General features: G+C 64.2%; 25 protein-coding genes. 2 read left to right on the forward strand and 23 right to left on the reverse strand.

Annotated elements, in window-relative coordinates; all coding sequences use genetic code 11:
* Positions 1-20: 20 nt before the first annotated feature.
* On the reverse strand, positions 21-626 hold the full coding sequence (locus tag AAHM38_RS11910; protein WP_039376217.1) for a cysteine dioxygenase family protein: 606 nt from the start codon (positions 624-626) through the stop codon (positions 21-23).
* A gap of 154 nt (positions 627-780) precedes the next feature.
* On the opposite strand from AAHM38_RS11910, the gene metC reads away from it, so the two are divergent.
* Positions 781-2025 carry a cystathionine beta-lyase gene (metC, locus tag AAHM38_RS11915; protein ID WP_116576236.1) on the forward strand — a complete coding sequence of 415 codons (1245 nt, stop codon included), beginning with the start codon at positions 781-783 and terminating at the stop codon, positions 2023-2025.
* A gap of 3 nt (positions 2026-2028) precedes the next feature.
* On the opposite strand, the gene AAHM38_RS11920 is transcribed toward metC, so the two are convergent.
* The 17 genes from AAHM38_RS11920 to AAHM38_RS12000 form a co-directional block, all read right to left on the reverse strand.
* Complete coding sequence (locus AAHM38_RS11920) at positions 2029-2886, reverse strand: amino acid ABC transporter ATP-binding protein (protein ID WP_116576237.1); 858 nt, start codon at positions 2884-2886, stop codon at positions 2029-2031.
* Positions 2873-3556, reverse strand: coding sequence for an amino acid ABC transporter permease (locus AAHM38_RS11925; RefSeq protein WP_009239849.1), 684 nt, complete (start codon positions 3554-3556; stop codon positions 2873-2875). Before AAHM38_RS11925 ends, AAHM38_RS11920 begins: the two co-directional genes overlap by 14 nt.
* Positions 3549-4331 carry an amino acid ABC transporter permease gene (locus AAHM38_RS11930; RefSeq protein WP_182552938.1) on the reverse strand — a complete coding sequence of 261 codons (783 nt, stop codon included), beginning with the start codon at positions 4329-4331 and terminating at the stop codon, positions 3549-3551. Before AAHM38_RS11930 ends, AAHM38_RS11925 begins: the two co-directional genes overlap by 8 nt.
* A 14-nt stretch (positions 4332-4345) precedes the next feature.
* Positions 4346-5194 carry a transporter substrate-binding domain-containing protein gene (locus AAHM38_RS11935; protein ID WP_116576239.1) on the reverse strand — a complete coding sequence of 283 codons (849 nt, stop codon included), beginning with the start codon at positions 5192-5194 and terminating at the stop codon, positions 4346-4348.
* Positions 5195-5283: 89 nt separating this feature from the next.
* Positions 5284-6411, reverse strand: coding sequence for an acyltransferase family protein (locus tag AAHM38_RS11940; RefSeq protein ID WP_116576240.1), 1128 nt, complete (start codon positions 6409-6411; stop codon positions 5284-5286).
* A 49-nt stretch (positions 6412-6460) separates the two neighbouring features.
* Entirely contained in the window at positions 6461-7621 is a 1161-nt protein-coding gene (locus AAHM38_RS11945; RefSeq protein WP_116576241.1) for a sigma-54 interaction domain-containing protein, read from the reverse strand.
* A gap of 23 nt (positions 7622-7644) precedes the next feature.
* Entirely contained in the window at positions 7645-8847 is a 1203-nt protein-coding gene (locus tag AAHM38_RS11950; protein ID WP_116576242.1) for an acyl-CoA dehydrogenase family protein, read from the reverse strand.
* Positions 8819-9652, reverse strand: a complete 834-nt coding sequence (locus tag AAHM38_RS11955) for an ABC transporter ATP-binding protein (RefSeq protein ID WP_116576303.1) — start codon at positions 9650-9652, stop codon at positions 8819-8821. Before AAHM38_RS11955 ends, AAHM38_RS11950 begins: the two co-directional genes overlap by 29 nt.
* An 11-nt stretch (positions 9653-9663) precedes the next feature.
* Complete coding sequence (locus AAHM38_RS11960) at positions 9664-10920, reverse strand: acyl-CoA dehydrogenase family protein (protein WP_009239842.1); 1257 nt, start codon at positions 10918-10920, stop codon at positions 9664-9666.
* Positions 10921-10964: 44 nt separating this feature from the next.
* The gene (locus AAHM38_RS11965; RefSeq protein WP_116576243.1) at positions 10965-12296 is read right to left on the reverse strand and encodes an ABC transporter substrate-binding protein; all 1332 of its coding nucleotides are present in this window, start codon (positions 12294-12296) and stop codon (positions 10965-10967) included.
* Positions 12297-12358: 62 nt separating this feature from the next.
* Complete coding sequence (locus AAHM38_RS11970; RefSeq protein WP_116576244.1) at positions 12359-13438, reverse strand: branched-chain amino acid ABC transporter permease; 1080 nt, start codon at positions 13436-13438, stop codon at positions 12359-12361.
* A 3-nt stretch (positions 13439-13441) separates the two neighbouring features.
* Positions 13442-14323 carry a branched-chain amino acid ABC transporter permease gene (locus tag AAHM38_RS11975; protein WP_207775327.1) on the reverse strand — a complete coding sequence of 294 codons (882 nt, stop codon included), beginning with the start codon at positions 14321-14323 and terminating at the stop codon, positions 13442-13444.
* 14 nt (positions 14324-14337) lie between these two features.
* The gene (locus tag AAHM38_RS11980; protein ID WP_116576246.1) at positions 14338-15252 is read right to left on the reverse strand and encodes an ABC transporter ATP-binding protein; all 915 of its coding nucleotides are present in this window, start codon (positions 15250-15252) and stop codon (positions 14338-14340) included.
* A 93-nt stretch (positions 15253-15345) separates the two neighbouring features.
* Complete coding sequence (gene sfnG, locus AAHM38_RS11985) at positions 15346-16494, reverse strand: dimethylsulfone monooxygenase SfnG (protein ID WP_116576247.1); 1149 nt, start codon at positions 16492-16494, stop codon at positions 15346-15348.
* 50 nt (positions 16495-16544) lie between these two features.
* Positions 16545-17126, reverse strand: coding sequence for an FMN reductase (msuE, locus tag AAHM38_RS11990; protein ID WP_116576248.1), 582 nt, complete (start codon positions 17124-17126; stop codon positions 16545-16547).
* Positions 17127-17435: 309 nt separating this feature from the next.
* Positions 17436-17675, reverse strand: a complete 240-nt coding sequence (locus AAHM38_RS11995) for a hypothetical protein (protein WP_371316227.1) — start codon at positions 17673-17675, stop codon at positions 17436-17438.
* Positions 17676-17751: 76 nt separating this feature from the next.
* Positions 17752-18138, reverse strand: coding sequence for a winged helix-turn-helix transcriptional regulator (locus AAHM38_RS12000; RefSeq protein WP_024541851.1), 387 nt, complete (start codon positions 18136-18138; stop codon positions 17752-17754).
* 150 nt (positions 18139-18288) lie between these two features.
* Here AAHM38_RS12000 and AAHM38_RS12005 point away from each other — a divergent pair, with 150 nt between their 5' ends.
* Complete coding sequence (locus tag AAHM38_RS12005) at positions 18289-19296, forward strand: zinc-dependent alcohol dehydrogenase family protein (protein WP_116576249.1); 1008 nt, start codon at positions 18289-18291, stop codon at positions 19294-19296.
* A gap of 84 nt (positions 19297-19380) precedes the next feature.
* On the opposite strand, the gene AAHM38_RS12010 is transcribed toward AAHM38_RS12005, so the two are convergent.
* From AAHM38_RS12010 to AAHM38_RS12030, 5 genes are all read right to left on the reverse strand, one after another.
* On the reverse strand, positions 19381-20034 hold the full coding sequence (locus AAHM38_RS12010) for a GntR family transcriptional regulator (RefSeq protein ID WP_009239832.1): 654 nt from the start codon (positions 20032-20034) through the stop codon (positions 19381-19383).
* 226 nt (positions 20035-20260) lie between these two features.
* Entirely contained in the window at positions 20261-21469 is a 1209-nt protein-coding gene (locus AAHM38_RS12015) for a porin (protein ID WP_009239831.1), read from the reverse strand.
* A gap of 60 nt (positions 21470-21529) precedes the next feature.
* Positions 21530-22882 carry a TRAP transporter large permease gene (locus tag AAHM38_RS12020; protein ID WP_116576250.1) on the reverse strand — a complete coding sequence of 451 codons (1353 nt, stop codon included), beginning with the start codon at positions 22880-22882 and terminating at the stop codon, positions 21530-21532.
* Between the two features lie 6 nt (positions 22883-22888).
* Positions 22889-23377: a TRAP transporter small permease gene (locus AAHM38_RS12025; RefSeq protein WP_009239829.1), complete on the reverse strand. Its 489-nt coding sequence runs from the start codon at positions 23375-23377 to the stop codon at positions 22889-22891.
* Positions 23378-23515: 138 nt separating this feature from the next.
* The gene (locus AAHM38_RS12030; RefSeq protein WP_116576251.1) at positions 23516-24508 is read right to left on the reverse strand and encodes a TRAP transporter substrate-binding protein; all 993 of its coding nucleotides are present in this window, start codon (positions 24506-24508) and stop codon (positions 23516-23518) included.
* Positions 24509-24533: the final 25 nt, after the last annotated feature.

A 24533-nucleotide genomic window follows, 5' to 3' on the forward strand; every position in this document is an offset into this window, starting at 1 on the left:
TCCCGGCTTGAGGCGGACGATCAAGCGGCCTGCTTGGTCGCGTTCATGTAGTTGCGGTTGTAGTTGAGCACGCGTCCCGTGGCGAGGTCATAGCCGACACGCCCTGTCAGCGTTTCCAGCGCGCGACCATACAGGTGGAAGTGGCGGGTGGGAGCGTTGCCCACTACGTGGATGCTGTGGATGTCGTCATCCAAGAAGGTGATGGGCGTGCCGGGCTGCACCACGACTTCGCGCGACAGGGCAAGTGTGGCGCGCTCCGGGTCGCGGCCATCGTCGGTGCGTGTGTAGACGCGGTTCAACTCTTGGCCTTCGAGTGCAACGATGACCGCCCACGTCGTGTGGTTGTGGGGCGGCGTCGTCTTGCCCGGGTTGATGGAGTTCAGGTACAGCGCGAAGGTCTGATCCGGTTCTGCATGCAGCAGGTAACGGCTGGAGGCATCGGCATCGCCGGCTGCGGGCGGTGGGAAGGCATCGAGCGGGAACAGCGCTTCTTGCGCGGCCAGTTCCTGCAGACGATCGGCAATGCGTGCAAGCGATGCATGCGTAATGCCGTCTTGCGCGGCAATGGCGCGGATGGCGACGAGGGTTTGGTGGACCGCGCGGTCGCGTTGTTGGGCGAGACTCATGGCAGCTCAAAGCGGATCAGTGAAGCACTCAGTGTAGGGCGGCGGCAGCGCACGACCAACGCAGCATCCTGCATATGGTTAGACGCATCGGTTCGTTCTCGGGTGCGGGGTGGCGTGCCTAACATGGGCGCCTTCAGAAACGCGCGAGGCCTGCATGACACGCTCTTCCATCGACGCCCGTTCCAATGCGCCGGATGCCTCGGATTCTCTTGCAACACGCATCATTCACGCTGGCAGCCCCCCGTTCGTGCAGGGCACCGCGCCCGTCAACGTGCCGGTGGAGCGCACCAGCACCGTTCGCCATGCCAGCACCGCCGCGCAGCACGACGTGTACGCGCGCCGCAAGGCCGGCGAAAACATCGCCAGTTACGGCCGCCACGGCTCTCAAACACACCGCGCGCTCGAAGACGCATTGTCGGCACTGGAGGGCGGCGTGCGCGCGTTTCTTGTGCCGTCCGGCTTGTCGGCGATTTCGCTGACGTTCCTGGCGCTGTTGTCGCCCGGCGACCACGTGGTGGTGACAGACAGCGTGTATGCGCCCGTGCGGCGGCTCGACAAAGGGCTGCTGCAACGTCTGGGCATCGAACTGACGTATGTGGACCCGCGCGACGGGCAACTCGAAGCGGCCATCCGGCCGCACACGCGGTTGATCTATACGGAATCGCCGGGGTCGCTGCTCTATGAAATCTACGACTTGCGTGCTATCGCCCGAATAGCGCAACGGCACGGCATCGCGCTGGCCACAGACAACACCTGGGCGTCTGGCATTCTCTTCCGTCCGCTCGATGCAGGTGCGGACATTTCAATCCTGGCCGCCACCAAGTACGTGGCCGGGCATTCCGATGTGATGTTGGGTGCCGTCATTGCCCGCACCGATGCCGTGGCCGCGCGTATTGCAGCCGCACATGATGTGCTCGGCCTCACGATCGGCGCCGATGATGCTTACCTGGCGCTGCGGGGCGTGCGCACGTTGCCGCTCCGCATGGCCCAGCACCAGCGTAACGCCACGCGCGTGGCGCAGTGGCTGCAGGCGCAGCCGGGCGTTGGGCGGGTGTTCTATCCGGCATTGCCGGGTGACCCGGGCCACGCGCTGTGGCGCCGGGATTTCTCGGGCGCCAACGGACTCGTTTCATTCGTGCTGGAAGGCGCGGATCAGTACGCCGCGGAACGGGTCGCCGATGCCTTGCGCCTGTTCGCGATTGGCGCGTCGTGGGGCGGGTACGAAAGCCTTGTCACCGTGGTGGCGCCCGAAAGATTGGCTGACCACGCACAATGGGATCAGGCTGGCGCCGTGCTGCGCCTGCATGTCGGCCTGGAAGACGCCGATGACCTGATCACCGATCTGGAGCAGGCCCTGCAGCACGCGCCCGCCGCGGCACTGCACGCCATTGGAGGCTGACCGTCAGATGGCAAACGTCGTGCTGGCGAAGGCGGCGTGCCATGGTGCGTGGACAGTCGGCCGCGCACCCGCATGACCCGATAGCGCGCGCGACAGGAATGCACGTGTGCGCTCGCTCGTCGGGGAGGAAAAAACATGTTCTGCCGGGCCGCGCTCCACCACGACGCCGTGCTCGGTGAACACCACCTCGTCGCTGATGGCGCGCGCGAAGGCCATTTCGTGCGTGACCAGGACGCAGGTCAGGCCGTCGTCGACCAATTCGCCGATGACGTTGAGGACTTCGCCAACCGTTTCCGGATCAAGGGCGGATGTCACTTCATCGAACAGGATCAGTTCCGGTTTCATGGCCAGCGCGCGGGCAATGGCTACGCGCTGTTGCTGGCCGCCCGAGAGCTGTCCGGGGTATGCGCGCGCCTTGTCTGCCAGGCCCACTTTCTTGAGCAGCGCATGTGCGGTGGCTTCAGCCTCTGAACGCGCTTTGCCGAGCACGCGCACGGGCGCGGCGACGAGGTTGTCGAGCACGCTCAGGTGCGGAAACAGGTTGTATTGCTGGAACACAAAGCCGATGCGCTTGCGGAGGGCAATGGTGTCTTCTTCGGTGTTGAGCTGGTCGACGCGGATGCCGTCCACGGTGATGCTGCCGCGCTGCGGCCGAAGCAAGCCGCTGATGCAGCGCAGGAGCGTCGACTTGCCCGAGCCCGACGGCCCGATGATGGACACGGCTTGCCCGCGCTGCACGTCGAGGTCGATGCCCGACAACACCGGCGTGATGCCGAAACTCAGATGCACGTCGCGTAGCGAGACGAGCGGCGGGGCAACCGGCGTGGGTGTGTCGAGAGGAAGAAGTTCAGGCAGCGACATGCGCGCGCTCCATGCGCCGGGTCAGGCGCGAAATCGGGTAGCAGTAGAGGAAGAACAAGGCGAGCACGGTGAAGTAGGTCAGCACCGTAAACGGCGTGCGGTTGACCGTGTTGCTGGCGATCTGGGCGGTGTCGAGCAGATCGTGCACGCCCACCAGAGACGCCAGGGCCGTGCCCATGGTGATGACGGCATACAGGTTCATCCACGAAGGCAGCATGCGCTGCACGCACTGCGGCAGCACGATGCGCCAAAGGATGTCTCGCCGCGTAAATGCCAACGACGCAGCGGCTTCCCACTGCGTCTGCGGGATCGACTGCACCGCGCCACGGAAGATTTCCGCCACATGAGCACTTGCCGGCAATGCCAGCGCGAACGTCACCTTGAGCCAATCCGGAAACGGGATCACGTGGCCGCGCACGACAATTTCGAAGGGCACCGCATACGCAATGCCGTAGACCAGCACAAGCCAAGGCGCATTGCGGAACGCGATGACATAAACGCCGGCGAGATGTCTTAGCCCACGCACCGGCGACAAGTGCAGCGCGCCAATCGCCAGCCCGACGAGAGTGCCCAGCCCGACGGCCAGCAAGCTGATGCCGACGTTGATGCCCAGCCCCCGAAGCAATGCGGGTGACCAATGCAAAAGCGTGGCGAAAAGGGTGTCAGGCATGCGCGGCGCCCCCCAGTGTGGTGTGGCCGGTGGCACCGTACCCCGGCATCCGCAGCCGGCCTTCGATCCACACGCCCAGCGCATGCACTGCATAGGTCACCACGCCGTAGAACAACAGCAACAACACCATGCATTCGAGCACGTTGTCGCGCTGTGTCCAGATCATCAGCGCGCTGTACGTGATGTCGCCCACCGCAATGGCGGATGCCAGCGACAATGCCTTGACCAGCTCGACGGTGTTGTTCATCAGCGAGGGCCATGCCGCGCGAAGTGCGAGCGGCAGTTGCACGCGCCACAGGCGCTCGCGTGCGCTGAAGCCGAGCGAAGTTGCGGCTTCAAGCATGGCGGGCGGCACGGCTTCAATGCCGGCACGCAGGGCTTCTGCATGAAACGCCGCCTTGTGCAGGGAGAGCAATGTCACCGCCCAGAAGAACGGTGTGAGCGGGTTGGTCAGCTGCCACTGCGACAGCGTTTGCGTGATGAGCGTGTTGACGACGAGGAACGCGCAGCACAACTGCACGAGCGTGGGCGTGTTGCGCGTCAGTTCGATAAAGCCCTGAGCGAGCCATCTCACGCGCTTGTGCGGCGACACCAGCAGCCGTGCAAGCCCGACACCAAAGACCAGGCTCAACACCACGGTGCTCAGCATCACCAGCAGCGAAACCTTCGCGCCTTGCAGCAGCGCATGGCGCTCATACGCCTCGGCCAGAAAGCCGTAGTCGAGGCCGGCGTGGCGCACCAGCGCAATCGCCCGCGTGAGCAGATCGTCAGTCAACTGCAGCCTCTCGATCAGCCGCGCGTGGCCTTCAGCTTGTCATGCCATTCGACCAGCGCGGGCGAAGGCGGCAGGATGGCGTTCTTCTTTTCCGTTTCGATCAGCCAGCCGGTGCGGTGCCAGCCCTGCACGATACGGTCGAGTGCGGCCACGGTGTCGTTCTCGCCTTTGCGCGCCCAGATGACAGTGGGCGAAGGGATGAGGTCGGGGCCGACGATGCGGTAGTCCTTCCATTCGGGGTTGCTGCGCGGCAGCGGCTGCAACAGCGTGGCGTCGTGCACGGCGGCGGCGCAGTTGTTGCCGCGCAGGGCCAGCAAGGATTCGGCCGGGCTCTTGAAGCCCTTGGGAGTCGCGCCGATGTCAGCTGCCAGCGGCTTGGCATAGCTGCTGCCTTGCGACAGGCAGACGTCCTTGCCTTTCAAGTCGCTCCATTGGTGCACCGGGCTGTCCTTCGCGACCAGCGCGACGCCGCCCACGCGATAGTAGGGCGTCGGCACATGTGCGAGCAGCTCCGCGCGTTCGGGGTTCAGTTCCATCGCCGCAACCAGGACGTCAACACGCCCCTGCTGCAGAAACTGCACGCGGTTGGAAGGTTGTACCTGCACCGTCTCCACTTCTACGCCAAGGCCGCGCCCGAGTGCCTGTGCAAGGTCGACGTTGAAGCCCGTGCCGCGCTGTGTAACGGGGTCGATGGAGCCGAAAGGTCCACCCGAGAGCACCACGCCAACCACAATCTTCTTGCGCTGCTGGATCCTGTCGAGCGTGGCATCGGCATGGGCCACCGTTGCTGTGAGCGCGGCGGCCGCGGCCAACGCGATGGAGGCGAAGGCAGATCGGCGGGACGAGGAAGAAGGGATGGACATGGCGGGCGACAGATTGTTTCTGAGGCAGCCATTGTCTGAGACCCCCGTCGCGCAGCGAACGAATAAAAACCGGAAACGTTATGCGCCGCTCAAGGCTTTTGTGGGCTCAGGCGGATGCGCCAGGCGTGCCGGCGGCTGCGCATCCACTCGACGGAACGGCGGCCTAGGGCGATTGACGGCAATTCGACATAACGATGCACCAGCACGGCCAGCGCCAGCGTAAGCGCCAGGTTGACGGCAAACACCATCAGCTGGGCGCCGATCCATTCCGGTGCGAGCCTGCCCACCACGCGATGCGTGGCTTCGATCACGCCCGGGTGCGCGAGATAGAGTGCATACGACAGCTCACCCAGCCACACCGCGACGCGGGGCACGCGCAGCTCGCCGCAGTGCTCCATGGCCACCATGCCGAACAGCAACGCGCCTGCGGGCAGCCCACGCGCCAGCAGATTGAACTTCGGGACCGGGCCGACGACCGACATCACGAACGTCGCCACGCCAATTGCCATCAGGACACGCGCAACGGCCGGTGTCAGGCGATGCCGATGTGCCGCATACAGCCATGCCAACCCTGCGCCCAGCAGAAACTCCAGCACCAGCGGATTGGCTGCCATGGCCTGCAGTGGTGTGGCCCAGTGGTACAAGGCTTCCGGGTTGCCCTGCACGACGCCGCTGTGCCAGAACGGAACGATGATCGTCGTGGTGAACAGCGCCAGTGCCACCAGACCGAGCGCGCGCCGGCCAAAGAGCGCCAGCCCAACCGCACACAGCGCGTAGAAGAATACTTCGTAGTTGAGCGACCAGCCGACATACAGTGGCGGGTATCCAAAGTACGGCGCATCGACATTGGCCTGCGGCACAAACGCGAGCGAGGTGAGCAGTACGCCGGCCGACACCGGGTTGAACCACGTGGAATACAGCACCGACATCAGCCAGTAGGGCGGCGCAAGCCGGAACGCCCGCTTGACGAGAAATTCGTCGGCCGGCTCAGGCCCCTTGGGGCCGAGAATGGCAACCCAGGCAATGATGAAGCCGCTGATGACGAAGAACACGTCCACACCGACATGGCCGCGCTTGATCACATGCGACGTCAGCCACGCAAGCGCAGGGATGTCGGCGTGGGCCAGAGCGAGTCCGGAGTGGAACACCACCACATACAGTGCGGCGAAGCCCCGCAGCGCCTGGATGCTGAGTAGAGAAGACGAAGAACGGTTCACGCAGGATGGCTATCGATAACGCAAAAAGCAACTTACACGGGCGAGCAAGCTACGTGCCCATCACGTCTTCGTGTGCCGGTGTCCCGGGCTTCGGGGCAAAAGGTGACGTGCGCGGCGCGCCGACCTCGCCCAGGCGAATCAGCCGGGCCCGCACCACATTGCGGCTTACGCCTAGCACGCGTGCGGCGTCGCTTTGACTGTAGTGGCAGTACCGGAAAACCTCCCGGAACAGGGCATCTTCCACCAGTTGATAGACATTCCCCACGCTATCGTTACAGAGGTGCTGGATCGCTTGGCATAGCAGGTCAGCTTCGTCTGTGCTGTACGGCACAGAAGGTTGCGTGGTCGACGCGGTCGCGCAAGCAATGGGTGGGTCGGTGTCGGTGTGAGCTTGGGCACAGGCAGAGCGGCTCGACAGCCGCAGGTCGGGCGCATCGATGGTGTTTCCATCGCACAGCAGGAGTGTCCGATGAATGACGTTTTCAAGTTCGCGCACGTTGCCGTGCCAGGGGCTTTGTGTCAGCAGGCGTTCGGCTGCCGGTGTGAGCGTCGCGCGCGCGTGGCCGAGTCGCTTGCTGTAGGTGTTGATGAAGTAGCGCGCCAGCGGAACGATGTCGCCCGGACGCTCCTTCAGCGTGAGGACGTTCAGATTGACGACATTCAGCCGGTAGTAGAGATCCTTGCGAAAGCGCTTCTCCTGGACCAGCGTTTCCAGGTCGACGGTGGTGGCCGCGACGATCCGGAGATCGACCGGAATGGGCGTGCGCCCGCCCAGGCGCACGATTTCGCGCTCCTGCAGCACGCGCAGCAGCTTGTTCTGCACAGGCAAGGGCAGGTCGTTGACCTCGTCAAGGAAGATGGTGCCGCCGTTGGCCTGTTCGAACCATCCGACCTGTGTGCCGAATGCGCCGGCGAACGCGCCGTTTTCGTGGCCGAAGAGTTCTGCATCGACCAATGTGTCGGAGAAGGCGCCGCAGCTCACCACCACGAAAGGCCCTCCCTGCCGCGCGCTGCGGTTGTGCAGGTAGCGGGCAATCAGCTCTTTGCCCGTGCCGGTTTCACCAGAGATCAGCACGGCCGCGTCGCTGGGCGCCACCTGTTCGACTTCATCGAGCAGGGCGCGGGAGCGCGGGTCTTCGAAGATCCATTCTGGCGTGCTGGCCGCCGGCTCCTGGCCAGGCGGCGGAGGCCATACAGGGAACGTCGCCATGATTTTCCATTCAGCGCGTGGGGTCAGGAATAGAAGGAAGGTTCGGGCAGCGTGCCATTCAGCGCCCAGTCGCCCAGCTCGTGCAGCTTGTAATCGACGGGGTCGTGCAGCGTCTGCGTGCGCAGGTTCCGCCAGAAGCGATCCAGCGCGAGCGCGCCATGCGTGGCGCGTGCGCCGGTGGTCTCGAACATCCGGCTGGTCAGATCGAGCCCGACCCGCGTGGCCGCGACCTTGGCAGTGGCGACTGCGACACCAACATGACCGCGCGCGTGCGCGGTCAGCGCGGGGCCGTGCGCCCACGCTTCATCAAACCGTGTGGCCGCCTGCCGGGCCAGCAGGCGTACGCTTTCCAGGCCGACAAAGAACTCACCGTAGTGGGCCAGCGTGTAGGGATCTTCGCTTGCACGCTTTGCTGCAGACCGATGCCACGGTCGGGCCTCATGCAGCGTGTAGTGCCGGGCCTGCTCGAAGGCACCTTCTGCCAAGCCCAGGAACAGATGCACGAACACAAGCTGCGCCAGCAACGGGCGCAAAGACGAAAAAGGCGTGGTGAGCGGACCCGGATCGCGGAGCAGTTCGTTCTCTTCCACTCGGACTTTTTCGAACAGGGCGCTGCCGCTGTCCGTCTGGCGTTGCCCGAAAGCATTCCAATCGTGGTTGAGCGTGATGCCGGCGCGCGCAGTCGGCACCGCTGCAACCAGCAGCCTGCGACTGTGTTCATTGATGCCCGAGGCAATCAGCATTTGCGAATCCAAGGCGCCCGAGCAGAAGCTCTTCTTGCCTGAGAACTCGTACCAGCCGTCGAACCGGCGCACGATGGTGCGATCGTCCAGCGGGTTCAACGCGTTGCCCCAGAACCAGTGCTTGCGCGCGGTCTGCTCGTACCACGGCTCCCACTGGTCCGGCCGTGCAAACAGTCGCACGGTGGCCAAGAGCAGATGGTGGAAGCCATAAACGTGGGCGATGGAGCTATCCACCTGCGCGAACTCGCGCACGGTATCCAACGTCTCGGCCCAACTGGCACCGTGCCCGCCATAGCGCTTGGGAATCGCCAGGGAGAGCAGGCCGCTGCGCCGCAACGCGTCGCGTTCGGCCAAGGGCGTGCCACCCACGGCATCGCGTTCCACCGCCGTTCGGGCGAACTGGGCAGCCAGTGCCTTGGCGGATTGCGGGGCCGGCGCAGCAAGGGTTTCGGTTTCAGGAAAGATTGCCGTTTCTGTTGTCATGAACAATCGGGAAAGACGAATGGACCGCTCGCGCCAAGGCTGGTGCTTGGTGCGCAACATCGCGGCCAAAGTAGAAATGCTGGATGTCCTCACGCTGGCCCAACGCCTCAGCCGTGTCATTGAGCACGGTGACGCCCGCCTCCAGCACCGTGGCGCGATCGGCGTATTGCAGGGCCACCGTGGAGTTCTGTTCGGCCACGAGGATCGACAGCCCGTCTTCACGATTGAGCTGCCGCAGCCTCGCAAAGATGTCCTGCACGACCAGGGGCGCGAGGCCCATCGACGGCTCGTCCAGCACCAGCAGGCGCGGGCGTGACATCAGCGCGCGCCCAATGGCGGCCATCTGCTGCTCACCGCCCGACGTGAGGCCGGCGGCGACCCTGCGCCGTGCTTTCAGGCGCGGGAAGATTGCGTACACGCGTTCCAGGTCGGCAGCAGTCTCTGCACGCGATGCGCTGCGGCCCAGCGCACCCGTGACGAGGTTCGATTCGATGGACAGGTTCGGAAAGCAGCGCCGGCCCTCCAGCACCTGAACGAGCCCAAGGCGCACGAGCTGCGCAGGCGTGGTGCGGGCGACGTCATGCCCGTCGAAGACGATCGTGCCGGCAGTCACCTGGCCGCGTTCGGGCACCAGCAGGTTCGAGATCGCCTTGAGCGTGCTGGATTTGCCCGCACCGTTCGCGCCCAGCAGCGCGTGCACCTCACCGCGTTGGACGGTGAGGTTCACGTTGTGCAAGGCGACGATGGCATTCTGGTACGTCGCTTCCACACCGTTGACGCGCAGCAGCACAGCGGAGTCACCCATCGCCATTGCCCTCAAGCTGCTTTCGCGATGGGCTGCGTCGCCGCGGCACCCGGCCCTGCACCGATCTGCCACACGTACGGTGGCTCGGTGCCGTTGATGTGCCAGTCGCCGACGATGCGCGCCTTGTAGATCAGCGGATTGTGCGAAGCGACCGTGCGCGCGTTGCGCCAGTGACGGTCCAGCGCCTTGCTCGACGCCGTGGCCGACGCGCTGAGCGCATTGAACAACTGCGTGGATGCGCGCAACACCAGATCGGAGATCGCCACCTGCCCTTGCGCGGATTCGAGTTCCGCCTCGATGTTGGCCTGGCGCTCCTGCGCAGCGTCGCCGGCCCAGCGGGCATCGTAGGCGCGCTGGGCGGCAAACGTGGCGCGAATGGCCGTGGCCTCCGCTGCGTAGGCCAATGCTGATACCTCACCAACCACCTGCTGCACCTGGACGTCTTGCGCCACCGCCGAGGCATTGCCGGTGCTGAAGATGCGTTTTCGCTCGCGCACCTGCTGCGCAACTTCGCGAGTGATGGCGCGCGCAATGCCGGCCAGCGTGGCGAGGTGGAACAGCTGGTAGAACGCCGTCTGGTACTTGAAGCGGCTGCTGAACGGGAAGATGTTCTCGTCTTCCACGGCGGCGTTCTCATACACCGACGTGCCGCTGCCGGTGGTGCGCTGGCCGAAGCCGTTCCAGTCGTCGTGGTGCGTCACGCCCGGCTGATGTGAGCTGACGGCGGCGATCACGTCGGTGCCGTCTTCCAGGCGCGCATACAGGTCCACCCAATCGGCAAAGATGCTTCCGGTGCTGTAGTACTTGCGCCCGTTGGCAACCCAGCGGCCGTCCCGTTTGGAGATGCGCGTGATGACATCGCCAATGGCCACGTCGCCGACTTCCGTCCACGCGTTGCCGACCAGGTCGCCGGCCACGAAGCGCCGCAGCCAGACTTCGTTGCCCGCATCGCGCGGTGCGTTCAGGCGATCTTCCACGAAGGCAAAATGCCCGCGCAGCGCCTGCACGATGTTTGAATCGGCGTCGGCCAGCTCAATCAGCAGCTGGAACAGTTGGGGCAGCGTGGCGCCGTCGCCGCCATATTCGGCCGGCACGCGCACCGCGCCGAAGCCCGCCTGCTTCAGCCATTGGATGGCGTCGACGCCGAGCTGGCGGTTGTGCTCGCGCTGCAGGGCGGTTTCGCGAATGCGCTGGAAGACGGGGCGGTACTTCTGCGCAAGGGTTTCGTAGGGGGCGCCGAACAAGGTCTCGGCGTGCGGCTGCGTCATGGCGAACCTCCAGGTGGTCGAGCAGGGTGGAGAGACAGCGGAACTCAATCGTTGATGCTTGTGCGCACCTTGATGTTTTTCTCTTTGGCGTACGCCAGCGACGATTTCTCGATAATCGGCCGGAGCAGTTTCCAGTCCGGCGCGATCCAGTCGGAGATCACGTTCCACTTCGTGCCATCCCACTGCTGGAAGGCGACGCGGCCGTCTCCTTCATGGTTGTCCCACGTGACGTTGATGGAGTGGAACAGGCCCTTGGCGCCCAGCGCGGCGGCACGGGCTTCGTCAATCTTCAGGTTCTCCAGGCCCCAGCGGACTTCGTCGCCCGTCAGCGTGCGCTTGCCGAACTTGGCCTGCGCGATGCGGATGGCTTCCACGTTCAGGATGCCGTTGAGCACGCCGAGGTTGTGGTACACGCTGCCGATGCGCTTCTTGTCTTGCAGATTGCCCTTGCCGTGGTCATACAGCGTCTTGGTGATCTGCTGGATCACCGGATACTGGGCACCCGCCGCAACCGTCGTGATAGCGACGTAGCCCTTGGCTGCATCGCCGGCCGGAATCACGTCTTCTTCGGAGTTGGACCAGACGTTACCGATGATGTGGTCGGCTGGAAAGCCCGTCTTCTGTGCCGTCTTGAGTGCCACCGGGTTCATCACGCCCCAGCCGCGCAGCACGACGTAATCGGGTTTGGCGCGGCGGATGGCCAGCCATTGCGACTGCTGCTCATTGCCCGGGTGCGGCACTTCGATCTGCTGCACCGAGAAGCCGTATTTCTTCGCCAGCAGTTCATAGATGGGGATCGTCTCCTTGCCGTACGGCGAGCCGTGATAGAGCACGACGATCTTCTTGCCCTTGAGCTTGTCGACACCGCCTTCCTTGCTGCCGATGTAGTTGACGATGCCCGAAGTTTCGCTATACGGGTTGAGCAGCAGCGGGAAGATGTACTTGAACACGCGGCCATCCGTCGTGTCGGTGCGGCCGTGGTTGATGGTCAGCAAGGGCACCTTGTCGGCCGTCACCCGGTCGAGCAGCGCATAGGCAATCCCTACCGACAGCGGGTTCCATGTGGCGATGCCGGGGTGGGTCTTCAGGCGTTCGTACACCTCAACGCCGCGCTCCACCTCGTACTGCGTTTCGCCTTCTTCCCAGGTCAGCTTGACGCCGCCCACGCCGCCGTCGCGCGTGTTGACGAGGTTCAGGTAGTCGATGAAGCCGCCAAAGAACCCCGTGCCGCCGGCCGCATATGGGCCGACGCGGTAGCTTTGCAGCGGAAAGAACTGCTCATCCGCATGGGCGGCTTGTACGCCCAGACCGGTCAGGCCAGAAAGGGCCAGCGCGCCGGTCAGCAACGCCATCTTGATGGTGCGGGGGAGGGACATGGTGCAGATGCTCCTGATATCGATACGACGTAGGTTGCGTGGAGAAAGGAAAGAGGACGGAATCAGCGCCGGGAAGCTGGACGCACGACATTGCTTATCCGGCGCAGCACCCGCTGCCACAGAGCGGCAAGGCCCTGCGGCTGGGCAATCAGAAAGGCCACGATGAGTGCACCGATCACAATGCGCTGGCTCAGGTCCAGCACGCCGGAGTCGAACCGGCCGCCGAACACGAATGCGCCAAAGCGGGACAGCAGCAGCGGGAAGACCACCACCAGCGCCGCACCCAGGAACGCGCCCCGGATGGTCGCCAGGCCGCCGATGATGACGATGAAGAGGATCTGGAACGATCGATCGAGGTTGAAGCCTGCGGGCTCTACCGTGCGCAGATAGACGAAACCCCACAGCACCCCTGCCACGCCAATGACGAACGATGAGATGGCGAACGCCAGCAGCTTGGTTCGCAGTACCGGTACGCCGGTGACGCGGGCCGCCATTTCGTTGTCGCGCACCGCAATGAAATGGTGGCCAGTGGGCGTTTGTACGAGTCGCCAGACCAGTGCCGTGAGGATCGCCACGACCGTGAGCGCGAACACGTAGCGCAGCGCTGGCGTGTCGAACGCGAAGCCCGCCACCACGATGGGCGGCGCGTCGATCACGCCAGATGCGTTGTTGTTGCTGAACCAGCCGTACTTGGTCAGTGCCCACTGCACGAAAAATTGCGCGGCGAGGGTCGATACGGCCAGGTAGAAGCCGCGCAGGCGCAAGCTCGGCAACCCGAACGCCACGCCGATGGCGGTGGCGGCCAGCCCGGCGAGCACGATGCTCACCGGCAGCGGCAGGCCCTCAACGCGCAGGTTGAAGTTGTACGCGGCGAACGCGCCCACTGCCATGAAGGCGGCCGAGCCCACTGACAACTGGCCTGCGTAGCCGGTCAACAGGTTCAGGCCCACCGCTGCAAGCGACAGCGCGAGGAACGGAATGAGGATGGCGTCCAGCCAGTAGTCCGATGCCACCAGCGGCACCACGAAGTAGGCCAGCAGCAGCGTCACGGCGGGCGTTGCCCACGCTGGCCAGGACAGGTGCGTCCGCGCGGCGGAAGGGCGCACAGGGCGCTCGGAAGTGGAGTCCAATGCAGTCGACATGAGTCAAGCTCTCTCGACGGGGCGCAGGCCGAAGAGGCCGCCCGGTTTGACTAGCAGGAAGGCCAGCGCGGCCACGTAGGCGATCCAACTCTCGATGCCGCCACCGACAAATGGCCCCAGGTACACCTCGGCCAGCTTCTCCAGCGCGCCGATGATCAAACCGCCGACCACCGCGCCCAGGATCGAATCGAAGCCGCCCAGCACCAGTACCGGCAGCGCCTTGAGCACCACCAGCGATAGAGAGAACTGCACCCCCAGGCGCGCACCCCACAGCAGCCCTGCCACCAGGGCGATCACGCCGGCCGCGGCCCAGACCGTTGCCCAGATCCGCGGTAGCCGCAAGCCCACGGCAATCGCTGCGAACGTGTCGTCCGCCACGGCACGAAACGCCAGACCAATGCGCGTGTAGCGGAAGAAGACGGACAGCGCCGTCACCATGACGGCTGCAATGGCGGCGGCAAACAAGTCAAAGCTCGAGACGAGGATGCCACCGATCTGCAACGGCGCATCGGAGATGCCCAGGTTCAGCTCGTGCACCTGCGTGCCCCACACCAGTTGCGCCACGCCCTCGATCACATACGACAAGCCGAGCGTCGCCATGAACAGCGTGATGGGCGGCTGGTTGACCAGTGGCCGGAGCACCGCGCGCTCGATCCCGAGCCCCAGCAGCACCATCAACGTGAAGGTGAGCAGCAACGCGAGCGGGAACGGCACGCCGCGCTCGAGCAGGCTGACAAATGTGAGCGCGGCAAACAGCAGCTGCGCGCCCTGCGCGAAATTCAGCACGCCCGAGGTCTTGTAGATCAGCACAAAGCCAATCGCCACCAGCGAATACATCACGCCAGACAGCAGGCCGCCCACCAGCACCTCGGCAAAGAACGCCAGATCGAAGTCGCCCATCATTGCGTCTCCGCCGCGTTTGCCGTTGCGTGTGCCACGCCCAGGTAAGCATCGATGACGGCCGGGTCGTCGCGCACGGCCTGCGGCGTGCCGTCGGCGATCTTGCGGCCGTAGTCGAGCACCGCCACGCGATCGGACAGGCCCAGCACGAGACCGATGTCGTGTTCGATCAGCACGATGGTGGTGCCCCACTGGTCGCGCGCGGCGCGGATCAGGTCGGCCATCTGGACCTTCTCCGTCACGGTCATACCGGCGAGCGGCTCATCAAGCAGCAATAGGCGTGGCCGCGCGACGAGGGCACGCGCCAGTTCAACGCGCTTCTGCAGCCCATAGGGCAGCGTGCCCGCAAGTTGGTCCTGCACTTCTGTCAGGCCGACGAAGTGGATCACCTGTTCGGCACGCTCGCGCGCGTCGGCCAGCTCGCGGCGCGCGCGACCCAGCCCGATCAACTGCTCGACGAACACGGAACGGGTGTGCTGTACGCGGCCCAGTGCAATGTTGTCGCGCACGCTCAGGCCCTTGAACAACGCCAGGTTCTGGAACGTGCGGGCAATGCCAAGACCGGCCAATCGTGCTGGCGACACCTTGCGCATGGCGCGGCCATTGAGCCAGATGCCGCCGCGGTCCGGCTGGTACAGGCCGCTGATGATGTTGACCAGCGAGCTTTTACCTGCGCCGTTGGGGCCGATGATGGCGCGGATCTCCCCCGGCGCCACCGTGAGGTCGATGCCGCTGAGCGCCTGAATGCCGCCGAACGACAGGTCGATGTCGGTCAACCGCAGCACGGGTGCCGCAGCTTCGACGGCCTCGCCGGCAATGCTGCGTGCAGGCGATGGAGCATCGGCGCTGCGCGAATCGGCGTAGCGTGCAAGCGGCGGTAGCGGGGCAGCAAGTTCAGCAGACGTGTGAGACATGGTGGTCTCCGCAAAGCGACGGGCAACAGAACTCCCCCGCGCCCGTTCGACTGAGCGGGCGCGTATGGGAAACGCGGGTATCAGATCAGGCGGTCAGGCGGCGGACGTGGCGGCCTCGGCCTCGCGCGTGTCGGCGTTTGTGGCAGCGCTTGTGGCGGCGCGTTGGGCTTCCAGCTCGCGCACCAGCGGCAGCACCTTCCGTCCGAAGTATTCGACTTCTTCGATGAAATGCAGGAAGCCCGCCAGGATGAGATCCACGCCGATTGACTTCAGATGCACGATGCGCTCCGCAATCTGCTGCGGCGTGCCGATCAGGTTGGTCCGGAAACCGTCGTTGTATTGGACGAGATCTTCAAACGTGGATTTCGCCCAGTTGCCTTCGCCTTCGGGCGATGCCTTGCCGGCTTGCTTCACCGCATCGCCAAAAGCATGCACGGCTTCCACGTGCGCATGCTTGATGATGTCGTCCAGCACCGCCTTGGCTTCCTCTTCGGTATCGCGCGCGATGATGAAGGCGTTCACGCCAATGCGGACCGTGTGGCCGTTTTCGCGGGCCTTCGCCTGGATATCGTCGATCTGCGCCTTGATCCCTTCGGGCGTGTTGCCGTTGGTGAAGTACCAGTCCGACACGCTGGCCGCGTTGTCGCGTGCGGCACGCGAGCTGCCGCCCTGAAAGATCTCCGGGTGCGGTTTCTGCAGCGGCTTGGGGCTCAGCGTGTAGTCGTTGATGCGGTAGAAGTCGCCCTTGAAGGTGAACTTGTCCTGCGTCCAGATGCCTTTGAGCACGCGGATGAATTCGTTGGAGCGGCGATAGCGCTCGTCGTGTTCGAGCCAAGGCTCCCCGAGTGCCTGGAACTCGCCCTTGAACCAGCCGCTGACGACGTTGATGGCGATGCGGCCGTTGGAGATGTGGTCGATCGTGGCCAACTGCTTGGCCACCACCGCCGGATGCCAGGGGCCCGGCAGGATGGCGGCCAGCACCTTCAGCTTGGTAGTGGCGTGCAGGATCGCCTGGCTGAACGATACCGATTCATGCTGGTGCTCAGCGCCGTAGCCGGCGGTAAATCGGATCTGGCTGAGCGCATAGTCAAAGCCGGCTTTCTCGGCCGTCTGTGCCAGCTTCTGGTTGTACTCCAGGCTCCAGTCAGTGCGTTGCGGGATGGTGCTGACGACCAGGCCGCCGCTGACGTTCGGCACCCAGTAGGCAAACTTGATATTGGCGCTGGAAGAGGATTGGCTCATCGCGATGGTCCTTTGTCCTGTGTGGGATGGGAACGAACGAAGTGGGTGCTTCAAGCAGCTTGCGCCACGGGAGCGGTGCGAAGATCGTCGGCCGAAGACGCGCTCAATAGCGGCAATGCGCGCGCGACGGCCAGGGCGATCCGGTCGCGCAGTGCCTGACTGGTGATCTCATAGCCGCTGAAATCCTGCTCGGATGCATACACGCCCAGCGGCAATGTGCGCGCCTGGAAGAAGCTGAAAAGCGGGCGCAGCTGATGGTCAATCACCAGCGCGTGACGGTCGCTGCCACCCGTCGCAGCCAACAGGACCGGCACGTCGATGAGCGCTTCGTGGTGGACGAGGTCAAAAAGGTGCTTGAACAGACCGGTGTATGAGCCGCGATACACGGGGCTCCCGACAACGAGCACATCGGCCGACTCAATGGCGGCAAGTTCCGCCTGCACCCGGCCCGGCAGCTGGTCTCGATACGACGTGCCACCAATGGCTGGAGCCATCTCTTCGAGCGTGATCAGGTGGACATCGACGGGAAGGACCTCGGCGAGGGCGGCCAGCAGTTGCTCGACCAACACGAGTGTCCGCGAGGGGCGCTGCACGCTACCCGAGACGGCCACGACCTTGAACTTGCGACTCATTTGTGAGTACCTCTGCGCTTGCGCGATCGACGGAACGATATGAATGCATGAGCGCGGCCGGCTTTAAGCCATGTCCTGCGCTTGCAAATCATTCTGCGTCGCACCATGCGTAGCGGCATACGTAGAAATCGGAGCATCTATATTTCAATGCTCGCGTTTCACGCTAAGTCTCTGAGCTGTAAAGAGAATTGAATTCAGTCTTTGATGTTGGCGTGTTGTTGCCATTCCGCAATTGCGCATCGTCATATCGAAAGACGAATTCCGGATGCTTTCGAGCGCGCAATTTGCTGGAGCGTTGCTTCCAAAGCATCACGATCGACGTGCAGGTCGAAGTGATGATCTGATGATCGACAGCGTCACCCGCGAGCAGTGCACCCGGCTGCGCGCTCGAGGAGCAGGACGCTCGTATTCCACGCGAGCCGACTCCAAGCGGTTGAGGCGCGCAAGAAAATCGGCGCGCACGCTGGGCAACAAGTGGTAGCTGCGCAGTGCCGGTTCGGCCGGCAGCGTATCGACGATCTCCAGCCCCGCTTGCGGGCCATACGCCATGGCCACCGCCACGGCACGGTTCAGATCGACGACGGGCGAGGGCGTCGGGCTCCTTTTTGGAAGCCTTTGTGTGACTTCAAGTCGCCATTGCCTCGCCACGCGCGCATTCCGGTGCTTCGGCCGGCTCGCGGGACATCTCGCTCGTGCGATACGACTCACCCCATTCGCGCAGGCTGATCAGCACCGGCGCGAGCGACTCGCCAAGCGGAGTGAGCGCATATTCGACCTTGGGCGGCACCTGCGGATACACGTGCCGCGCGATGACGCCATCCGCCTCGAGTTCGCGCAATTGCAACGTCAGCATGCGCTGCGTGGCGTTCGGAATCAGGCGCGTCAGTTCCATGAAGCGCTTCTTTCCGGGCAACAGGTGGAACAGGATCACGGGCTTCCAGACGCCGCCGATCACGGAAAGCGTGACTTCGACGGCGCAACCGCTCTTGCCGTCCAGACGTTTCAGACGCATGGTTTTATACCTACAAAATTGATAGTACCTGTGAAAAATGTACGTTCTTGCGAAGCAGGAGGTACGCCGTGACAATGCCTGCAATGCGGTATCGCTGCAAGTTTTGCAGCGCTGCCCTTTCGCAACCTTCTCATTAAGGATGTCGTGCTCATGAAAGCCATTACCCTGCGCCAGCCTGCGGGCCTCGACAAACTTCATCTCGTCGACCTGCCCGACCCTGGCCAGCCGGGCGCCGGAGAAATCCGCGTGCGCGTGCATGCCAGCTCGCTGAACTTTCACGACCTGGGCGTTGTGACTGGCCGCATGCCGAGCGCCGACGGCCGTATCCCGATGTCCGACGGCGCCGGGGTGGTGGAGGCGATTGGCGAGGGCGTGGACGAGTTTTCCGTGGGGGATTCGGTTGTCTCGACGTTCTTCCCGACCTGGCTGGATGGCGGCCCGACACTCTCCGATTTTGCGACCGTACCCGGCGACGGCGTTGACGGCTATGCGCGCGAATACGTCGTTCGCCCGGCGCATTGGTTCACGCATGCGCCACGCGGCTACAGCCACGCCGAGGCGGCGACGCTGACGACGGCCGGGCTCACCGCATGGCGGGCGCTGGTGGTCGACGCGCGCCTGAAGGCGGGCGACACCGTGCTCGTGCTCGGCACGGGCGGCGTGTCGATCTTTGCGCTGCAATTTGCCAAGAGCATGGGCGCCACCGTGATCGCAACCTCGTCCTCCGACGAAAAACTCGCGCGGGCGCAGGCATTGGGCGCCGATTTCACGATCAACTACCGGCGTGATACCGACTGGGCGGCCAAGGTGCTGGAGTACACGAATGGCCGGGGCGTCGACAACGTGATCGAAGTGGGCGGGCCCGACACGCTCGCTCAATCCATCCAGGCATGCCGCACCGGCGGACATATCGCCCTGATCGGCGTACTCACCGGAATTGCCGGGCCGGTGCCGACCGTCGAGCTGATGCGACGGCACCAGACGCTGCAGGGCTTGATTGTCGGCAGCCGGCGCCACCAGCGCGACATGGTCCGCGCGATCGATGCAACTGGCATCAAGCCGGTGATCGATCGGACGTTCGCGCTGGAAGACATTGCCGATGCGTTTGCGCATCAGGCGGCGGGCAAGCATTTCGGCAAGCTCTGCCTGTCGATTTGAATTGCCTGGGCGGCGCGAAACACCATCGGGTGGGGCGCCGCCGCCCCGTATCTGCCGGCCGATGCACCGGCGTGGGCGCCGCGCTTAAACGGTGAAGTATTCGGGCCGCAGCCGGCGCGTGATTTCCAGCACCGGCAGTACGTGGTCCAGATGCTCGCGCATGGCGCGCACAGCCCGCTTCGGGTCGTTGGACGCGAGAGCGTCGATCACAGCGCGGTGCTCGGCCAGCACCTCGGTCATGCGACCCTCCAAGGGGAGGGTCAGCAGCCGGTAACGGTCGATCTGCGTTTTGACTTCCAGGATGATCTGCCAGACGCCGGGATAGCCCGACAGCTCGGCCAGCGTGGCGTGAAACGCTTCGTCGGTGCGGAAGAAACCGCGCCGGTTGCTCTCGCGCACGCATTGCGCCTGCCGCTCCAGCACGACGTTGAGCTTGTGGATGCCTTCGGGCGTCATGCGCTCTGCGGCCTTCTCGATGATGGCGACTTCCAGCGCGCCGCGCACCAGCATGGCTTCTTCCAGCGTGTTGAGCGGAATGCGCGAGACGAATGTCCCGACGCGCGCCTGCACGTCGATCAAGCCTTCTTCTGCCAAGCGCTGGACGGCCTCGTGCACGGGCGTGCGGCTGGTCCCGAATTCTTCTGCGAGGTCCTTCTCGACAATGCGCGTTCCGGGCAGCAACTCCATCTCGACGATCCGCTCGCGCAGACTGAGATACACGCGTCGAGAGGCGGTCATGGTGGCCTCGTCCTCAGGTGACGAGGGGAAAGGGCGCGAAGTCATACAGCTCGCAACGAGTTCAATTGGGAGAGGATGGGATTGCAACGGCGGTGCCTGGGATTGTCGATGCAGTCACAGGCCAAGGGCAGCGCGGGCATCATGATAGCGGCAAAGTCCGCGCGCTTGAACTGAGGCGAACCCGGCACAGCGTCGAAGCCGACACCGTGCCGGGCGCGTCAATCGGTCAGAACCGGTGAATCATGCCGACAGCCACCGCCAGCTGCGACCCCGTTGCCGAAGGTGCGCCGTTCTGGCCGTCGCCGATCGACGCCGTGGCATCGATGATGCTGCCGGTGGGCGAGATCGTCTTACCCTTTGCCTTCTGATACGCCTCCAGAACGTACAGGCCCGTGCGCTTCGAGAGGCTGTAGTACTGCGACAGGTTGAACTGGTGATACGTCGCTGCATCGGCAATGCCGTTGGCCTTGGTGGCGCGCGTATACGAATAGCCCGCAGCCAGGTCCAGCGTCGGCGTGGCCTTGTAGTGCAGCACTGCGCCGCCGGTATTGAAGATCGCCTGGCTGGCGAACTTGGAGTTCACGCCCGGGATGTACTGCACGTTGGTGTACGACACCGACACGTCCCATGCCGGCGAGAAGGTGTAAGAACCCAACACGGCAAAGCGCTGTTGCGCAGCCGCCAACTGGTAGCCCGCATTGATGGCGGACACGGCAGGTTCGCTGCCGCCGTTGGACAGCGATGAGTTCGCGCCCCATGCACCGCCGCCCACCGTCGAGTTGTTCACGCGCATGAAACCCGCGCCCACGCCGACCGGGCCATTGGCGTAGCGCGCAGCAAAGCTCCAGGTTGAGCCGTTGCCCGCGCTGCCCGGCGTTTCGCCCAGGCCGTACGAGCCGCTGAAGGTCACGCCGCCCAGCGTGGGCGAGGTGTAAACCACCGAGTTGTTGACGCGGTAGTTGGTGTCGAGGGAGTCGATATCGCCGGGGTGCGCGCCGTAGAAGCCGGTCAGCCAGGTGATCGGGCTGTAGGGGGCGAGGATCGAAAAATACGCCGTGTACTGACGGCCCAGCGTGACGGTGCCCAGGTCGCGGTTGGCCAGCCCCACGAAGGCCTGGCGGTTGAACATCAGCCCCGAGACCGATTGCGAGCCCGTGTCGCCGTTAAAGCCTTCTTCGAGCACGAACTGCGCGCTGTTGCCGCCGCCCAGCTCTTCGTTGCCCTTGAAGCCGAAGCGGCTGCCCGACCAGATGCCGCTGTTCTGCTTGACGACCGAGTGGCCGTTCGACGTCGAGCCGACCGAGGTCTGGTTGCTCTGATACCCGATCGACACGTCGATGTTGCCGTACAGCGTGACGCTGCTCTGTGCGTACGCCGATCCGGCCACGCCCCCCGTGAGCGCGATCGCTGCTGCGATTGCTAATTGGCGCTTCATGACGACTCCTTCCTTGATGTCGCAGCCGTGGCTGCATGTTGGTTATTCGTTGGGACGGCCTCAGAACACCGGGTGTCCGTTGATCACGCTCGGCAGCCAGGTCGAGAAGAACGGCATGTAGGTCACCACGTTGATGGCGGTGAAGATGGCGAGGTAGTAGGGCCACGCGATCTTGGTGGTCTCGCCGATCGAGACCTCGCCGATGGCGCAGCCGACAAACTGCACCGAGCCGATGGGCGGATGCACCAGCCCCAGCGAGCAGTTGAGCAGGAGCATGATCCCGAACTGCACGGGGCCGACGCCGCAATGCATGGCCATGGGCAGGAACAGGGGCGTGGTGATCAGGATGTGCGCCGCCATGTCGACGAACGTGCCCAGGAACACCTGCAGGATGTTGATGTAGAGCAGCATCAGCCACGGTGCGGCGCTGGTCTGCGTGAGCATCTGCTCGATGGCGTCCGGGATCTCGAGGTAGGCCATCTGAAAGCGCAGCATGTTCGATACGGCAATCAGCAACAGCACCACGCCCGTGGTCTTGGCGGCATGGGCCAGGGCGCGGCGGAACTTGGTCCACGTCATGGAGCGATAGACCAGCACCGTGAGGCATAGCGAATAGGCAACCGCGATGGCGGCGGCTTCAGTGGCGGTGGCAATGCCCATGGCCACGCACACCAGGATCAGCGCGATCACCATCAGGCCCGGTACCGCACCCACAAAGGCGCGTGCGACGGCAAGCCAGCCGGGGAAGGGCGGCAGCTCGGTCGAGCCGTCGGCCCGGCGCGGGAAACCGTAGCGCTTGGCTTGCCAGTAGGCGGCGATCAACACGAAGCCCATGACCCACAGTACCGGCAGCAGCCCGGAGAACAGCAGGTCACCAATCGACACGCCGCTCACCTGCTGCCCGTTGAGCGAGCCCACGATGCCCTGCGCCGCAAAGGCGTAGATGATCATGTTGGTGGAGGTCGGCATGAGCGCGCCGGCCAGCGAGGCATGCGTGGTCACGTTCACGGCGTAGGCTGCGCTGTAACCTTCGCGCTTCATCAGCGGAATCACCACGCCGCCCATGGCGGACGTGTCTGCGGTGGGCGAGCCCGAGACGCCGCCGAACAGCGTGCAGGCCACCACGTTTGCCATGCCCAGGCCACCGCGGAAGTGCCCCACCAGCGATTGCGCGAAGCGCAGGATGCGGTCTGCAATGCCGCCGTGCAGCATCAGCTCGCCCGACAGGATGAAGAACGGCACGGCCAGGAACGAGAATGCGTTCATGCCGGAGATCATCGACTGCATGGCGGTGGCCGCCGGCAGGCCTTCGTGCAGATACGTCAGCACGCATGACAGGCCGAGCGCGAACGAAACCGGTACGCCCAGCATGAGAAACGCCAGAAAACTGACGGAGAGAATGGCGAGGTCCATGGTGACTTAACGTGCGTCTTGCGCGAACAGCCCGATCAGGCGTTCGAGAGCGAACAGGGCGATGGCGACACTCGCCACGATGGGAATCCAATAACGAACCGCTTCCGGCAACCCGAGGATGGGGATGCGGTCTCCGAACGTGGTTTCGGCCATGTCGAAGCAGCCGATGAAGATCACCACGGCAAAGGCGATCAGGCACAGCTTCTGCAGCACGTGCGCGGCGCGCTTGCCGCCTGCGGGAAGTCGTTCAACAAAGGAATCCAGGCCGATATGGCCGCCTTCGCGCACTTTGAGCGCGGCCCCGAACATGGCGATGGCCACCACCATGAGCAGGGCGATGGGTTCAACAAAATCCGGCGCGTTGTTGAAGACGTAGCGCATCACCACGCCGTAGAAGACGAGCACCGTCAGCGTGGCCAGGCATAGCGCCGCCACGAGCGTGAGCACGAGCGCAAACGCATCGTTGATGCGTTTGAGTAAAGACATCGATTGCATGCTGAACCTGGAAGGGGAACGCGGTATCGGAGGTGGGCAGGCGGAGGCCGGTTCCTGCAACGACGTACATCGGCCGCCTGCCCGGCGCGGAGCCCACGGGATGGGCGCAGGCCCCGCGCTTGAGGGGAGGATGCAGGCTTACTTGGTCGCCACGATCGCGTTGACGATGTCCTTCATCTGCGGCGTGGTTTCGTACTTCGTCCAGAGGGGCTGCATGGCCTTGACGAAGGCGGCACGGTCTACCTGCGAAGCCGGCACGATGGTGGCGTTGCCCTTGGTCACGGTTGCCGTGGCGGCCTGCTCGCGTGCGGTCCACAGCTTGACGTAGTACGGCACGGAGTCGGCGGCAGCCTTACGGATGGCGGCTTGCTCCTGCGGCGTGAGCGTGTCCCAAATCTTTTTGGAGAAGACGAGCACTTCCGGCGTCATCGCATGCTGCGTTTCGGAGTAGATCTGCGCGACTTCAAAGTGCTTGGTTTCTTCATACGACGGGATGTTGTTTTCCGCCGCATCCACCAGGCCCGTCTTCAGGCCGGTGTAGACCTCGCTGAACGGCATGGGCGTGGGTGTGCCCCCCATGGCCTTGATCTCGTCCACCATCAGGTCCGACGGCTGCACCCGGATCTTCACGCCCTTCATGTCGGCTGGCGTATGGATGGCCTTTTTGGCGTAGATCGAGCGTGCACCGCTCTCGTAGAACGTCAGCGCGATGAAGCCCTTGGCGGCAAATGCATCCAGAATCTTCTGGCCGACCGGGCCGTACATCACCTTGCGGAAGTGCTCGATATCGCGGAACAGGAACGGCAACGAGGGGATGACCGACTCCGGGACGATCTCGTTGAAGGCAGCGCCGTTGGCACGCACCATGTCGATCGCACCGATGCGCACCTGGTCAATGGTGTCTTTCTCTGACCCCAGCGCGCTGTTGCCGAAGACCTTGACGGAATCCTTGCCGTCGGTGGCCTTCTTGATTTCCTCGCCCATGAACTTGACGGCCATGTTGGTCGGATACGTGTCGCCGTGCACGTCGGCGACACGGAAGGTGCGCGCCTGCGCTGCGCCGCTTGCGAAGGCGGACAGCAGCGCAGCGAACAGCAGGGACGTACGAGCGATTGCGGTAGAGCGTTTCATGGATGTGTTGGCTGCAAGTTCGAAG

It is taken from the genome of Ralstonia sp. OTU4908 (assembly GCF_038440115.1).
Classification (GTDB): Bacteria; Pseudomonadota; Gammaproteobacteria; order Burkholderiales; family Burkholderiaceae; genus Ralstonia; species Ralstonia pickettii.